The organism is Tahibacter harae, assembly GCF_024437735.1.
Classification (GTDB): Bacteria; Pseudomonadota; Gammaproteobacteria; order Xanthomonadales; family Rhodanobacteraceae; genus Tahibacter; species Tahibacter harae.
Window position 1 is genome coordinate 153,583 of record NZ_JANFQO010000005.1, and the last position, 14,936, is coordinate 168,518.

Annotated in this window: 9 protein-coding genes; all 9 read left to right on the top strand. The window is 69.1% G+C overall.

Annotated elements, in window-relative coordinates; translation table 11 throughout:
• Nucleotides 1–165 precede the first annotated feature (165 nt).
• The 9 genes from nadA (at nt 166) to pbpC (ending at nt 14,803) form a co-directional block, all read left to right on the top strand.
• On the top strand, nt 166–1,200 hold the full coding sequence (nadA, locus tag NM961_RS07115; RefSeq protein WP_500691677.1) for a quinolinate synthase NadA: 1,035 nt from the start codon (nt 166–168) through the stop codon (nt 1,198–1,200).
• On the top strand, nt 1,197–1,553 hold the full coding sequence (locus NM961_RS07120) for a hypothetical protein (RefSeq protein ID WP_255913224.1): 357 nt from the start codon (nt 1,197–1,199) through the stop codon (nt 1,551–1,553). Before nadA ends, NM961_RS07120 begins: the two co-directional genes overlap by 4 nt.
• Nucleotides 1,554–1,629: 76 nt before the next feature.
• The gene (locus NM961_RS07125; protein WP_255913225.1) at nt 1,630–3,096 is read left to right on the top strand and encodes an L-aspartate oxidase; all 1,467 of its coding nucleotides are present in this window, start codon (nt 1,630–1,632) and stop codon (nt 3,094–3,096) included.
• 95 nt (nt 3,097–3,191) lie between these two features.
• Nucleotides 3,192–3,506: a hypothetical protein gene (locus NM961_RS07130; protein WP_255913226.1), complete on the top strand. Its 315-nt coding sequence runs from the start codon at nt 3,192–3,194 to the stop codon at nt 3,504–3,506.
• Nucleotides 3,507–3,651: 145 nt separating this feature from the next.
• Nucleotides 3,652–4,311, top strand: coding sequence for a glutathione S-transferase family protein (locus NM961_RS07135; protein WP_255913227.1), 660 nt, complete (start codon nt 3,652–3,654; stop codon nt 4,309–4,311).
• A gap of 29 nt (nt 4,312–4,340) precedes the next feature.
• The gene (locus tag NM961_RS07140; protein ID WP_255913228.1) at nt 4,341–5,213 is read left to right on the top strand and encodes a DMT family transporter; all 873 of its coding nucleotides are present in this window, start codon (nt 4,341–4,343) and stop codon (nt 5,211–5,213) included.
• A 94-nt stretch (nt 5,214–5,307) separates the two neighbouring features.
• Nucleotides 5,308–5,964 (top strand): peptide-methionine (S)-S-oxide reductase MsrA, encoded by a 657-nt coding sequence (gene msrA, locus NM961_RS07145; RefSeq protein ID WP_255913229.1) that lies wholly within the window; start codon nt 5,308–5,310, stop codon nt 5,962–5,964.
• Nucleotides 5,965–6,326: 362 nt separating this feature from the next.
• Complete coding sequence (locus tag NM961_RS07150; RefSeq protein WP_255913230.1) at nt 6,327–12,326, top strand: alpha-2-macroglobulin; 6,000 nt, start codon at nt 6,327–6,329, stop codon at nt 12,324–12,326.
• A 65-nt stretch (nt 12,327–12,391) separates the two neighbouring features.
• Nucleotides 12,392–14,803, top strand: coding sequence for a penicillin-binding protein 1C (gene pbpC / locus NM961_RS07155; RefSeq protein ID WP_255913231.1), 2,412 nt, complete (start codon nt 12,392–12,394; stop codon nt 14,801–14,803).
• The last annotated feature ends 133 nt before the right edge of the window (nt 14,804–14,936 follow it).

Consider the following 14,936-nt stretch of genomic DNA (forward strand, 5'->3'; position numbering starts at 1 on the left):
CCCCGCGCCGCTTCCCGGCGCGCCGCGGCGGCGGAACCGGCGCCGCCGCATAAGCTAATTCCTGCGCGTACAGCCGCCTGCGCCTGGCGACGGTTGACGCGACTTATGCTCATCCCTAGCATAAGCGGCTTACATATGCTCATCGTGAGCATAAGAGGTCGGTCCATGGCAACGCTTTCCCTGCTTCCCGGCGTCGTGCCGGAACTCACCCCCGCCCTGCTTGAGCGCTACGCCCCGATGTACGAGCGCGTACGCGAAGTGATCCCCGAGCTGGAGTGGCAGACCCATCTGCCCTGGATCGACGCCATCCAGGGCCTGAAGAAGCAGCGCAACGCCGTCATCCTGGCCCACAATTACCAGCCGCCCGAGATCTACCACACCATCGCCGACATCACCGGCGACTCGCTCGCCCTGGCGCAGCAGGCGGCGCGGGCCGAGGCCAAGGTCATCGTCCAGTGCGGCGTGCACTTCATGGCCGAGACATCCAAGATCCTCTGCCCCGAAAAGACCGTACTGATTCCCGACACCGCCGCCGGCTGCTCGCTGGCCGAATCCATTACCGCCGAGGACGTGCGCCTGCTCAAGGCGAAATATCCCGGCGTGCCGGTGGTCACCTATGTCAACACCTCGGCCGATGTGAAGGCCGAATCCGATGTCTGCTGCACTTCGGCCAACGCGGTGCATATCGTCGAATCGCTGGGCGTGGACCGGGTCATCTTCCTGCCGGACAAGTACCTGGGCCAGTACGTGGCCTCCAAGACCCAGGTCAAGGTCATCCTGTGGGAAGGCTCCTGCGAGGTGCACGAGCGTTTCACCGGCGAGGAACTGCGTTCCTACCGCCGCGCCCACGGCAATGTGCGCATCCTGGCGCATCCGGAGTGCCCGCCCGACGTGCTGCTGGAAGCGGATTTCGTCGGCTCCACCGCGGCCATGATCACCCACCTCAACGAACGCCGGCCGCGCCGCGTGGTGATGATCACGGAGTGCTCGATGAGCGACAACGTCGCGGTCGAATTTCCCGACATCCAGTTCACCCGTCCCTGCAATCTGTGCCCGCACATGCGCCGCATCACCTTGCCGCGCATCCACGACGCGCTGCTGCATATGCGTCACGAAGTGCAGGTCGATCCCGCCGTTGCCGGCCGCGCGCGCCAGGCGGTGGAGCGCATGCTGGCGTACGGGCGCAAGGAAGCGGCATGAGCGCGCAGCGCCCGGTCGTCGTACTGTACCGGCCCACCGGTCCGCGCGAGCTGGAACTGGTACGCGCCAGCGGCTTCCGCCGCTGGCCGCCGCGTCTGCCGGACCAGCCCATCTTCTATCCCGTCACCAACGAGGACTACGCCATCCAGATCGCGCGCGACTGGAACGTGCCGGCCAGCGGCAGCGGCTATGTCACGCGCTTTGATGTGGACGCGGAATTCATGCAGCGCTACCCGCTGCAGACCGTCGGCGGCCGCCAGCATACGGAGTGGTGGGTGCCGGCCGGGGAACTGGAGCAGCTCAACGACCACATCGTCGGGCTGATCGAAGTCATCCACGAATTCAACGCCTGAAATCGCGCCCGCGCCGCGCGCCGCCGAGCCGGCGGACGACGTGGCCGGCGCCCTGCGAATGTTCTGCGGAGCAGCCATGCAGTTCGACCTCATCGTGATCGGTTCCGGCATCGCCGGCCTGTGCACTGCGCTGGCGGCGGCGCCGCGGCGCGTGGCCGTGCTCACACGGCAGGAACTGGCCGCCGACGGCGCCAGCCGCTGGGCCCAGGGCGGCATCGCCGCGGCGCTGGGCGCGGGCGACAGCGCTGCGGCGCATGCGCGCGACACGATGGTCGCGGGCAATCACCTCAACGATGCCGCCGCGGTGCAGGCGCTGACGGCCGCGGCCGCTGCTGCGGTGCGCTGGCTGGCCGCGCAGGGCGTGGGCTTCGACAGCGACGAACACGGTTTCCGCCTGGGCCGCGAGGCGGCGCATTCGCAGTCGCGCATCGTCCACGCGCACGGCGACGCCACCGGCGCCGTGGTGATGCGCGCGCTCGGCGCCGTGGCGCGCGCGGCGGGACATATCCAGATTTTCGAGCAGCACCGCGCCACGCGCCTGCTCAGCCGCGACGGCCGTGTCTACGGCGTCGCCGCGCAGGGGCCGCAGGGGCCGGCCGCGTTCACGGCCCAGGCGACCGTGCTGGCCAGCGGCGGCATCGGTGCGCTGTACCGCTACACCACCAATCCGGACACCGCCGATGCGTCCGGCCTGGCCCTGGCGCTGCAGGCCGGTGCGGCCGTGTCCGACATGGAATTCGTGCAATTCCATCCGACCGCGCTGCGCACCCGCGACGGCCGCAGCGGCCAGCTGCCGCTGCTGACCGAAGCCCTGCGCGGCGCGGGCGCAGTGCTGGTCAACAGTGCCGGCCGGCGTTTCCTCTGCGCCGTCGCGCGCGAGGCCGAGCTGGCGCCGCGCGACGTAGTGGCGCGCGCGGTGTGGCAGGAACTGGAACGCGGCGAAAGCGTGTATCTGGATGCGACCCGCGCCGTCGGCGAGGATTTCCCGCAGCGCTTTCCCACTGTATTCGCAGCCTGTGCCGCCGAAGGGATAGACCCGCGCCGCCAGCCGATACCGGTGGTTCCCGCGCAGCACTACCACATGGGCGGCGTGCGCGTGGATGCCGGGGCCGCGACCAGCCTGCCCGGCCTGTACGCCGTCGGCGAAGCGGCCTGCAGCGGCGTGCACGGCGCCAATCGCCTGGCCAGCAATTCCCTGCTGGAAGGCTTGGTGTTCGGCCGCGCGCTCGGTGCGCGGCTGGCGCAGCTGCCGCGTACGGTATTGCCGGCCGCGGCGGCGATACCCGATGCGGGCGGCGAAGTCGGCAGCGGAATTGCCGGCGCCGTGCGCGACCTGCTCTGGCGCCATGCCGGCCTGGTGCGCGACGCGGCCGGGCTGGCGGCGGCGCAGCGCGAATTGCAGGCGCTGGCGCAGAGCGCCGCGAACCAGGCCGAGCGCGACCGCCTGTGCGTCGCCGCGGAAATCGTCGCTGCCGCCACGCGCCGCGGCGCCAGCATAGGCGCGCACTATCGCTGCGACGCGGTGCAGGTGCGCGCCGGCTGAACCGCGCGCAAACCGTCCGCGGCGGCGGTCAACTGCCGCGCCGCGGCGGCGTTGTGGATCGGGGCCAGCATGGGCTGGCGCAAGGAGCCACGACGATGAAGACGCCCCTGATCCTCACCACCCTGATCGCCGGCCTGCTGCTGGCCGGCGCCGCCGGCGCCGCGACACCGAATATCGACGCGCGCCAGGCCAACCAGCGCGCCCGCATCAACGAAGGTGTCGCCAGCGGCGCGCTGACCCGGCGCGAAGCCGCCGGCCTGCGCGCGCAGCAGGCGCATATCCGCCGGGACGAGCGCCGCGCCAAGGCCGACGGCGTGGTCACTCGCGCCGAGCGGCGCCAGCTGCAGCGGGAGCTGGATCATTCCAGCCGCAGCATCCGCCACCAGAAGCACGACTTGCAGCAACGCTGACGCCCGCAAAACGCCCGCGCGCAGGCCGCGCCCGGTCACCGCCGGATGCTAGTCTTGCCGGATTCCCGCGGCGCGCCGCCCATACCGGCGCGCCGCGTCCGTCTGCGCCGCCGCCGGCGCCGATCCTCCTGCCGCGAGCCTTCCGATGACGACTGCATCCCGTCCCACCCTGGTCATAGGCAACAAGAACTACTCGTCCTGGTCGCTGCGTCCCTGGCTGCTGCTGCGCCAGCACGGGGTCGAATTCGACGAAGTGCGCCTGCCGCTGGATACGCCGGAGTTCTACGCCACCATCGGCAAGTATTCGCCCACCGGCCGCGTGCCGGTGCTGATCGACGGCGAACTGGTGGTATGGGATTCGCTGGCCATACTCGAATACAGCAGCGAGCGCTGGCTGGACGGCGCCGGCTGGCCGCAGCAGCGCGCCGCGCGCGCGCTGGCGCGGGCGGTCAGTGCGGAAATGCATTCGGGCTTCCAGAACCTGCGTACGCAATGCCCCATGGACTGCGTGCGGCGCAGCACCGATCCGGTCAGCGCCGAAGTGCAGCGCGACATCGAGCGCATCGGCGTGCTCTGGCGCGACTGCCGCGCACGCCACGGCGCCGGCGGCCCCTTCCTGTTCGGCGGCTTCAGCATCGCCGATGCGATGTACGCGCCGGTCGCCCTGCGCATCATCAGCTACGGCATCGAGGTCGGCCCGGTGGAGCGCGGCTACATCGACGCGCTGCTGGCGCTGCCGGCCCTGCGCGAATGGCTGTCCGACGCCGACGCCGAGCAGCGCGCGGCCAAGCGCGACAGCCGGTGACGCCGCCGCCGCGGACGGCGGTCTGGGCCATGGCCGCCGGCGCCCTGGTGATCTCCACCACCAGCATCTTCGTCAAATGGGCCCATGTGGCACCGACCGTGTCGGCCTTTTACCGCATGGGCTTCGGCGGTGCGCTGCTGTTTCTGCTGCTGCTGGTGCAACGGCGCTGGCAGGGCGTGAACCGGCGCGACCTGCTGTGGATGCTGTTCCCGGCCGCGGCCTTCGCCGTCGACCTGGTGCTGTGGCATCGCAGTATCCGCGACGTGGGGCCGGGGCTGGCCACGCTGCTGGGTAATTTCCAGGTCTTCGTGATGGCCCTGGCCGGGGTCTGGTTCTATCGCGAACGTCTGGGCTGGCGTTTCGCTGCGGGCCTGGTCCTGGCCTTCGCCGGCCTGTGGCTGCTGGTCGGGCGCAACTGGACCGGCGTGGACGCGCAATACCGTGCCGGCGTGTGGTTCGGCATCCTCACCGGCGTGGCCTATGCGGCCTACATGCTGAGCTTCCGCCACGCGCAGAAGGAAAAGCTGCAGCGCTCGCCGGCGCAGCTGCTGTGCCTGAATTCGCTGCTCTGCGCCGGCCTGCTGGCCCTGGTGGTGCTGGCCGAAGGCGACAGTTTCCGCATCCCGGATACCCAGTCCCTGGCCGCCCTGCTGGGCCTGGCCCTGTTCGGGCAGGTGCTGGGCTGGCTGTTGATCGCCTACGCCATGCCGCAGCTGCCGGCCTCGCTGGTCGGCCTGTTGCTGCTGCTGCAGCCCGGGCTTTCCTTCGTGCTGGATGTGATCCTGTTCGGCCGGCCCACGGTCGCGGCGGACTGGATAGGGTTGCTGGTGTCCCTGGCCGGCATCTTCCTGGCCGGTGCCCTGCCGTCGCGCAAGCCGGCGGCGCAAGAGGCTGTCAGCTGAAGCGCGCTGCGCCGGTCTGCTGCGGCGGCCGGCGGCTTGCGCGTTGCCGGCGCCATCCCCATCTGCTGCTGCACCGAACTCCAGGAGAACCGCAATGCTAGGCATAGGCGCCTTCAAACAACGCATGGTGGAGCCCGCTGCGGCGCTGCCCGGCCGCAGCCTGCCCATGCCGGTGCCGGAAAAGCACTACGTCAACGGCCGGCTGCTGCAGGGCGAGTTCCCCGGTGCGCGGCGCATCCTGTTCGGCATGGGCTGCTTCTGGGGTGCAGAAAGGAAATTCTGGACAATTCCCGGCGTGCTGGTCACGGCCGTGGGCTATGCCGGCGGCTACACGCCCAATCCCACCTACGAGGAAGTCTGTTCCGGCCAGACCGGCCATACCGAAGCCGTGCTGGTGGTCTATGACCCGGACCAGGTCCCGCTGCAGGCCCTGCTCAAGGTGTTCTGGGAAAACCACGATCCGACCCAGGGCATGCGTCAGGGCAACGACCGCGGTACCCAGTACCGTTCCGCCATCTATGCCGAGGACGCCGGCCAGCTGGCCGCGGCACAGCAGTCGCGCGACGCCTTCCAGCAGGCCCTGGCCGCGGCCGGCCATGCGGGGCAGATCACCACCGAGATCGCGCAGGGCCCGACGTTCTATTACGCCGAGGGCTACCATCAGCAATACCTGGCCAAGAATCCCAACGGCTACTGCGGCCTGGGCGGCACCGGCGTGAGCTGTCCGCTGGGCACCGGAGCTACGGCCTGAAAACGGGCGTGCTGAAAACTGGCCTGACTACTTCAGGCTGAGCGGACGCGCGCAGGCGGCGCCCGCGTGCCCTGCGCGAAAGCCCGCTGCCGCGCGGCGGGTCTCCGCGCCATCCGTCCCCGGGCCTGGCCGGCCGGCTTTTGCCGTGACCTGCAGCAGCAGACATCGCCGCTCCGCCCGCGCCTTGCCTCGATTCGGACACAAAACGACGCGCTAATAGCGGATCAGGCGCGGTTGCGGCTTGCCTGATTCGACGGAAGCGGGAACCATTGCGCGACTCGGGCGCATCAGAAGATGCCGTGCCGGGCGTGTTTGGACCGCACCGCGGCCGTTGCCGCCGTGTCTCATGACTGGGGAATCACATGGATCTGCTTCGCGCTCTGGCGCGCCTGCCGCTGCTGCTGATCGGCGGGCTGTGGCGGCTGCTGGCATTTGTGTTGCGCATGGTCGGACTGCTGCTGGCCGTCATATTCGGCCGCCTGTCCTGGCAGGCGCCGGGCTGGATGCTCGCAGGTGAACGCGCCGGCCTGGCCGGCTGGAACGTGGTCCGGCGCAATCCCGGCCGCAGCGCCACCGTCCTGGGCAGCCTGGCCGTACTCATCGGCGCCGGCTGGTTCGGCTACGCGGCCTGGCGCGACCGCCCGCGGCCGCCCGAACCTGTCGCGGCGACCCTGCAGCTCAGCGCGCCGGCGCTGACCGACTATGAATCCGACCCGGTCACCATCCATACCCTGGATCTGAATTTCAGCCAGTCGGTCGCGCCGCTGGCCCTGGTCGGCAAGGAAGTCACCGCCGGCATCGAACTCAAGCCGGCCGTCGCCGGCAGCTGGAGCTGGGTCAGCGACCGCCTGCTGCGCTTCACGCCCAAGGAAGACTGGCCGGTGGGGCAGGACTACGCCGGCCGTTTCGACAAGGCCGTGCTGTTCGCGCCGCAGGTGCGCATCAAGGACGAAGGCTTTGAGTTCGCCACCGCGCCGTTCACAGTGACCCTGGTCAGCAGCGAGTTCTACCAGGACCCGCAGGATCCGGCCCTGAAAAAGAGCATCGCCAACCTGCGCTTCAGCCATCCGGTGGACAGCGCCGCGTTCGAGAAGCGCATCGCCCTGGCCCTGCTCGATCCCAAGGGCCGCAAGGAAACGCAGAAGTTCGTCGTCAACTACGACAAGCTCAAGCTCAACGCCTGGGTGCATTCGGCGCCGCTGGCCGGCCTGCCCAAGGATTCGACCACGCTGGAATACGCCATCGGCAAGGGCGTGACCGCCGCCCGCGGCGGCAGCGGCAGCGCCGACGAAGTGACCGCCAGCGTGAACGTGCCCGGCATGTACAGCCTGGCCGTCAGCGGCGTGGAGCCGACCCTGGTCGACAACAGCCAGTTCGAGCCGGAACAGGTGATGCTGCTGAACCTGTCCCACGCCGTCGGCGAGAAAGACATCAACGGCGCGACCAAGGCCTGGCTGCTGCCGCTGCACAATCCCTTCGCTGCGGCCGAGCAGCGCGACGAAGTGTGGAACTGGGCGGCCAGCGAGATCGACGAGCGCGTGCTCAAGGCGGCCGAGCCGCTGAACCTGCAGCCGGTGGCGGCGGAGCTGGATTATTCCGAACTGCAGAGCTTCAAGTACCGCGCCGATCCCGGCCGCTACATCTACGTGCGCGTCAACAAGGGCCTGCGTTCCTTCGGCGGCTACGCCCTGCGCGAGAACAGCAACAATGTGGTGCAGGTGCCGGACTATCCGCGCATCCTGCGCTTCATGGCCGACGGCGCGCTGCTGTCGCTGTCGGGCGAGAAGCGCATCGCCGTGGTCTCGCGCAACGTGCCCGGCATGAAGCTGGAGATCGCGCGCGTGCTGCCCGACCAGCTGCAGCACCTGGTCACCTTCAACAACGGTACCTTCGCCGCGCCGGAACTGGGCGCGATGTCAGCGGACAAGATCACCGAACGCTTCGAGCAGAAGATCGCCTTCCAGGCGGACGACCCGACCAAGGCACATTACGAGGGCGTGGACCTGGCCCAGTACCTGGACAGCGGCAAGCGCGGTGTATTCCTGCTCAAGCTGCGCGACTACGACCCGTCCAGCGAACCCGCGCCCAAGGCCGAAGGCGAGGAAGAACTCAGTGCGCCGGAGGAATCCTCCGGCGGCGAAGGCGAATATTCCGAGTACGAAGGGGAAGGCGAGGGCGAAGGCGAGAGCGGGGAATACTCCGAACTCAGCGACGCGCGCTTCATCGTCGTCACCGACCTGGGCCTGGTGGTGAAGAAATCGCTGGACGGCAGCCTGAACGTCTATGTCCAGTCCATCGCCGCCGGCACGCCGGTGGACGGCGCCAGCATCGAGATCCTGGGACGCAACGGCCAGAGCCTGATGCGCGAATCCAGCGACGCCGACGGCCACGCCCGCTTCGCCTCGGTCGATGCCTTCACCCGCGAGAAGACGCCGGCCCTGTTCGTGGTACGCAAGGGCGAGGACCTTTCCTTCCTGCCCGTGGGCACCTACGACCGCCGCCTGGATCTGTCGCGCTTCGACGTGGGCGGCATCAAGAATGCGCGCAGCGCCGGCCAGCTCAGCGCCTATCTGTTCTCCGACCGCGGCCTGTACCGGCCCGGCGACACCTTCCACGTGGGCATGATCGTGCGCGCGGCGGACTGGACGCGGGATCTCTCCGGCGTGCCGCTGGAAGCGGAAATCCTCGATGCGCGCGGCCTCAGCGTGGAGCGGCGCAAGCTGCGCCTGGGCGAGGTCGGCTTCGAGGAACTGGCTTTCACCACCCAGGAAACCTCGCCCACCGGCACCTGGACGGTGAACCTGTCCCTGGTCAAGGACAAGGACCAGACCCAGCTGATCGGTTCCACTACCGTACAAGTGAAGGAATTCCTGCCCGATCGCATGAAGGCGACGGTGCATCTGTCGCAGGAAGTGGTCGAAGGCTGGATCAAGCCGGAAAACCTCAGTGCCCGGGTCAGCCTGCAGAACCTGTTCGGCACGCCGGCGCAGAACCGCCGCGTCGAGGCCACGCTGACCCTGTCGCCGTCGCTGCCGGTATTCCGCAGCTGGCCCGAGCATGTGTTCCACGATCCGCAGAAGGCGAAGGAAGGCTATAGCGAGCCGCTGGGCGAGCTGAGCACCGACGAGAACGGCATCGCCGAATTCCCGCTGGACCTGGCCAAGTACGGCACGGCCAGCTACCGCCTGCACCTGCTGGCCAAGGGCTACGAGGCCGAAGGCGGCCGCAGTGTATCGGCCGAGACGGTGAGCCTGGTCTCGTCGCTGGACTACCTGGTCGGCGTCAAGGTGATCGACAACCTCGACTACGTCACCCGCGGCGCCGAGCGCCGCATCAACCTGGTCGCCATCGACAACCAGGCCAGGCGCCGCGCGGCCGAAGGCCTCAAGGCGGTGCTGGTGGAGCGGCGCTATGTCTCCGTGCTGACCAAGCAGGATTCCGGCGTCTACAAATACCAGTCGCGCATGAAGGAAATCCCGATCAAGGAAGAGGCGCTGAACCTGCCGGCCGCCGGCATGGATTTCCGCCTCGCCACCGAGCAGCCGGGCGACTATGCCCTGCTGATCCGCAACGAAAAGGGCGAGACCTTGAACCAAGTCAGCTACTCCGTCGCCGGCGAAGCCAACCTGGCGCGTTCGCTGGAGCGCAATGCGGAGCTGCAGCTGACCCTGTCGAAGAAGGACTATGCGCCGGGCGAGGAAGTGGAGATCGCCGTGCGCGCGCCGTACGCCGGTTCGGGCCTGATAACGATTGAACGCGACAAGGTCTACGCCCATGCCTGGTTCAAGGCGGCGACCACGGGTTCCGTGCAGCACATCCGCGTGCCGGCGGATTTCGAAGGCAATGGCTACGTCAACGTGCAGTACGTGCGCGATCCGTCCTCGGCGGAAATCTTCATGAGTCCGCTGAGCTACGGCGTGGTGCCGTTCTCGGTCAACCGCGCCGCGCGGCGCAATGCGCTGGCGGTGAACACGCCGGCGCTGATCAAGCCCGGCGACAAGCTGAGCATGAAGGTCAGCAGCGGCGGCCGTGCGCGCGTGGCCGTGTTCGCGGTGGACGAAGGCATCCTGCAGGTCGCGCGCTACAAGCTGGGCGATCCGCTGGATCATTTCTTCCAGAAGCGCATGCTGGAAGTTTCCACCAGCCAGATCCTGGACCTGATCCTGCCCGAGTTCGCCCGCCTCACCGGCATGGCCGCGCCCGGCGGCGACGCCGACGGCCTGCTCGGCAAGCACCTCAATCCGTTCAAGAAGAAACGCAAGCCGCCGGTGGCCTGGTGGTCGGGCATCGTCGATGTGGACGGCGAACGCGAGCTGAGCTGGACCGTGCCGGACGATTTCAACGGCAAGCTGCGCGTCATGGCGATTTCGGTCTCGTCCGACCGCATCGGCCGCTTCGAGGGTTCCACCACGGTGCGCGGCGATTTCGTGCTGTCGCCGAATGTGCCGGCCATGGTTGCGCCGGGCGACGAATTTGAAGTCAGCGTCGGCGTGGCCAACAACCTGACCGGCCTCAATGGCAAGGAATCGACCATCGCGCTGAAGCTGGAACCCAGCGCCCAGGTCGAAGCCGTTGACGGCGCAGTGCAGGAACTCAAGCTCGGCGAAATGCGCGAAGGCGTGGCCCTGTTCCGCCTGCGCGCCAAGGGCGAGCCCGGCGCCGCCACGCTGAAATTCAGCGCCAGCAGCGGCGACAAGTCGGCGCGCCAGTCGGTGGATCTGTCGGTGCGTCCGGCGGCGCCGTATCGCACCGAGGTCGCCGTGGGCAGCCTGGGTGCCGGCGCCAACGCGGAAGTGAAACCGCTGCGCGGCATGTTCGAGGCGCATGCGGAGCGCGAGGCGAATGCGTCCTACGTGCCGCTGGTGCTGGGCCGCGGCCTGTCGGCCTATCTGTCCAGCTTCCAGCACCGCTGCACCGAGCAGCTGCTGAGCCAGGCCGTGCCGGCGCTGGTGTTCGACAGCCGGCCGGAATTCGGCAAGCTGATGCGCGGCAACGAACACACCACCACCGCCGAGGCCTTCCGCCAGCTGCTGGCGGTGCTGCGCTCGCGCCAGAACGACCAGGGCGGCTTCGGTCTGTGGGTCGCGACGGCGGAATCGCAGCGCTTCGTTTCGGCCTACGCCGTGCTGTACCTGCTCGAAGCGCGCGAGCATGGCTGGGATGTGCCGCGCGATCTGCTGGACAAGGCCAACGGCTATCTCAACCAGCTGGCCGCCGATGAAAGCGACGGCAGCCTGTACGGCCTGCGCGAGCGTGCGTTCGCGATCTACCTGCTGACCCGCCAGGGCGTGGTCACGACCAATGCCCTGGCCTCGCTGCGCCAGCGTCTGCAGGACCGCCACGCCGATGTGTGGGAGAAGGACATCGCCGCGGCCTATGTCGCCGCCAGCCTGCAGCTGCTCAAGGAAGAACGCGAGGCGCTGAAGCTGATCGTCGGTCCGGAACGCCTGCTCACGCGCACCGCCGAGGAAACCGGCTGGCAGTACGCGCGCTACCACGATCCGCTGATCCGCGACGCGGTCACGCTGTACCTGCTGGCCAAACACTTCCCGGAACGCGCCAAGGCCTTGCCGCCGAGCGGCCTGCAGAACATCGTCAAGTCGCTGCAGAACGGCCGCTACAACACCTTGTCCTCGGCCATGACCATCCTCGGCCTGGATGCCTATGCGCGCCAGATCGGCGAGCTGGCCAAAGGCAAGCTCGGCCTGGCCGAAGTGGACAGGGCCGGTGCGGCCAAGCCCATAGGCAAGGACGACGGCCTGGTGCTGCATGCCGAATTCAGCGCCGCGGCCAGCGCGCTGCGCGTGTCCAACCAGGCCGAACTCAACGCCTGGTACAGCGTCAACCAGACCGGCTTCGACCGCGAGCCGCCGGCGCAGGAACGCAAGGAAGGCCTGGAGGTGATCCGCGAGTTCACCAATGCCGACGGCAAGGCTGTCAGCGAAGTCGAGCTGGGCGAGGAAATCCTGGTGCGCCTGAAGATCCGCTCCACCCGCGCCGACGGCGTGGGCGATGCGGCCATCGTCGACCTGCTGCCCGGCGGATTCGAGGTGGTACAGGAGATTCCGGCCGCGCCGGCGCCGGAAGACGGCGAAAGCGGCGAATCCACCGACACCGCCGCGGCGCGCCCGACCGTAGGCCTGGCCAGCTCGACCTGGATGCCGGACTACGCCGACGTGCGCGACGACCGCGTCGTGATCTACGGCCAGGCCACCACGGATGTGCGGGAGTTCGTCTACCGCATCAAGGCGACCAACGTGGGCAGCTTCGTGGTGCCGCCGGCTTACGGCGAATCCATGTACGACCGCACCGTGCAGGCGCAGTCGCTGGGCGGCCGCATCACGGTGGTCAAGCCCAAGTGAGGCGGAAGGCGCATACGCAAGGGAGCAGGCGGCGGGTCTGAACGGCCCGCCGTCCTGATCGGGAAATGCCGCTACGTCTGTTGCACGCGCTGGGGCGCGGGATCTGGACGCTGATCCTGCGCTGGCAGAACTGGCTGGTCGGCGCGGCGCTGCTGGCCGCGGTGCTGGTCGGCATACGCTGCTATCCGCATGCGCCGCTGGCGGCGCAGGCGTCCACGTCCACCGGCGTCTACGATGCCAGCGGCCAGCTGCTGCGCCTGACCCTGAGCCGCGACGACAAATACCGTCAGTGGCTGCCGCTGGCGCAGATGCCGCCGGCCCTGGTCGAGGCAGTGATGCTGCACGAGGACGCCTGGTTCCGCTGGCATCCGGGCTTCAATCCGGTCAGCCTGGTGCGCGGCGCCTGGGTCAGTTACGTGCGCGGCGGCAACCGCCAGGGCGGCTCCACCCTGACCATGCAGCTGGCGCGGCTGCTGTACCGGCTCAATACGCGCAGCCCGGCCGGCAAGGCCGAGCAGGTGCTGCGCGCGGTCTGGCTGGAGCTGCGCTATTCCAAAAATGAAATTCTGGAAGCGTATCTGAACTACGCGCCCTACGGTGGCAACGTCGAAGGCGTGGCCGCGGCCAGCCTGGTGTATTTCGGCAAGCGGCCGCAGGATCTGTCCCTGCCCGAGGCGCTGACCCTGGCGGTGGTGCCGCAGGATCCGACCCGGCGCCTGCGCGGCGCCGCCGACGCTGCGACCGGCGCCGTGCCGGCCTTGCAGCAGGCCGATCTCAACCGCGGCCTGCGCGCCGCACGCGACCGTCTCTATGCGCGCTGGCGCGAACGCCACGGCGCCGACGCCGGCGACGATGCGCTGATGCGCCTGCCGCTGAACCTGGGCGCGACCGCGCAGCTGCCCTTTATCGCGCCGCACGCGGTGGAACAGGTGCTGCGCGAAGCGCGCCTGGCCGGCCATGGCGACGCGCCGCGCATCGACACCACGCTGGATGCCGGCCTGCAGCGCGTACTGGAACGCCAGCTGCGCGAAACCCTGCAGCGCGAAGGCGCGCGCGGCCTGGACAATGCCGCGGCGCTGCTGGTGGACACGCGCGACATGGGCATCAAGGCCCTGGTCGGCTCGGCCGACTATGCCAACGCGGCCATCGCCGGCCAGGTCAACGGCACCGCGGCCAAGCGTTCGCCCGGTTCCACGCTGAAACCGTTCATCTACGCGCTGGGCATGGACCAGGGCGTGCTGCATCCGCGCACGGTGCTGCGCGACGTGCCCAGTTCGTTCGGGCCGTTCACGCCGGAGAACTACGACGGCCGTTTCCTGGGACCGGTGACCGCGACCGAGGCGCTGATCCGCAGCCGCAATATCCCGGCGGTCTGGGTCGCCTCGCAGCTGGCCTCGCCCAATCTGTACGAATTCCTCAAGCGCGCCGGCATCAGCCGCATGCTGGGCGAGCGTCACTACGGCCTGGCGCTGGTACTGGGCGGCGGCGAAGTGACCATGCAGGAACTGGCCGGGCTGTACGCGATGCTGGCCAACCAGGGCGAACTCAGACCGCTGCGCCTGCGTCAGGACGAACCCGTAGCGCCCGGCGTGCGCCTGCTCAGCGCCGAGGCCAGCTTCATGACCCTGGACATGCTCAAGCAGAACCCGCGCCCGGACGAAGCCACCACGGCCACGCCGGCGCGGCTGCCGATCTACTGGAAGACCGGCACCTCCTGGGGCTTCCGCGACGCCTGGACCGCCGGCGGCTTCGGCCCCTACGTGCTGGTGGTGTGGATGGGCAACTTCGACGGCGCCGGCAACCCGGCCCTGATCGGCGTGGAAACCGCCGCGCCGCTGTTCTTCCGCATGGCCGACGCCATCCTCGCCCACGATCGCAGGCTGGCCGAGCCGGCCTGGACGATTCCGCCACAGCTGCGCAAAGTGGAAATCTGCCTGGCCAGCGGCGACCTGCCCAATGCCTGGTGTCCGCAGCGCGGCACCACCTGGTTCATCCCGGGCAAGTCGCCGATCCGCGTGAGCACGGTGCACCGGCCGGTGGTGGTGGACACGCGCACCGGCCGCGTCGCCTGTCCGCCCTACGACCCGGCCACCACGCGCACCGAGATCTACGAGTTCTGGCCCTCGGACCTGGCCCGCGTTTTCGCCCAGGCCGGCATCCCGCGGCGCAAGCCGCCCGACGACGCCGACTGCGCCGCTGGCGACGGCGATGCACCGCGCATCACCTCGCCCCTGCGCGGTGCCGCGTACACGCTGCGCGCGCGCGGCGGCGAGGAATCGCGGGTGGCCTTCAGCGCAACGGTCGATGCGGGCGTGCGCCAGGTCTACTGGTTCGTCGATGACGAATACATCGGCGCGGCCGGCAGCGGCGAGACCTTGTTCTGGCAGGCTGCCGCGGCCGGCACGCATACCGCACGCGCAGTGGACGACCACGGCCGCAGCGATACGCGCGAGTTGCGCGTGATTGCGGTGAATTGAGCGGCAACGTCCTCGCGTGGAGCGCAGGCCGCAGAAGCGGGCAGGGGAGTGACGCGGCGCGGCTCAACCGCTGCACGCAGCTCGGACTGGCGGACTGCTGTCAGGGTGGCGTCGGCATCATCCGCCGCGCGCG

Bases quoted from the DNA above. Each gene is read 5' to 3' on its own strand.
- nadA (WP_500691677.1), top strand. From the start codon at position 166: ATGGCAACGCTTTCCCTGCTTCCCGGCGTCGTGCCGGAACTCACCCCC.
- NM961_RS07120 (WP_255913224.1), top strand. From the start codon at position 1,197: ATGAGCGCGCAGCGCCCGGTCGTCGTACTGTACCGGCCCACCGGTCCG.
- NM961_RS07125 (WP_255913225.1), top strand. From the start codon at position 1,630: ATGCAGTTCGACCTCATCGTGATCGGTTCCGGCATCGCCGGCCTGTGC.
- NM961_RS07130 (WP_255913226.1), top strand. From the start codon at position 3,192: ATGAAGACGCCCCTGATCCTCACCACCCTGATCGCCGGCCTGCTGCTG.
- NM961_RS07135 (WP_255913227.1), top strand. From the start codon at position 3,652: ATGACGACTGCATCCCGTCCCACCCTGGTCATAGGCAACAAGAACTAC.
- NM961_RS07140 (WP_255913228.1), top strand. From the start codon at position 4,341: ATGGCCGCCGGCGCCCTGGTGATCTCCACCACCAGCATCTTCGTCAAA.
- msrA (WP_255913229.1), top strand. From the start codon at position 5,308: ATGCTAGGCATAGGCGCCTTCAAACAACGCATGGTGGAGCCCGCTGCG.
- NM961_RS07150 (WP_255913230.1), top strand. From the start codon at position 6,327: ATGGATCTGCTTCGCGCTCTGGCGCGCCTGCCGCTGCTGCTGATCGGC.
- pbpC (WP_255913231.1), top strand. From the start codon at position 12,392: ATGCCGCTACGTCTGTTGCACGCGCTGGGGCGCGGGATCTGGACGCTG.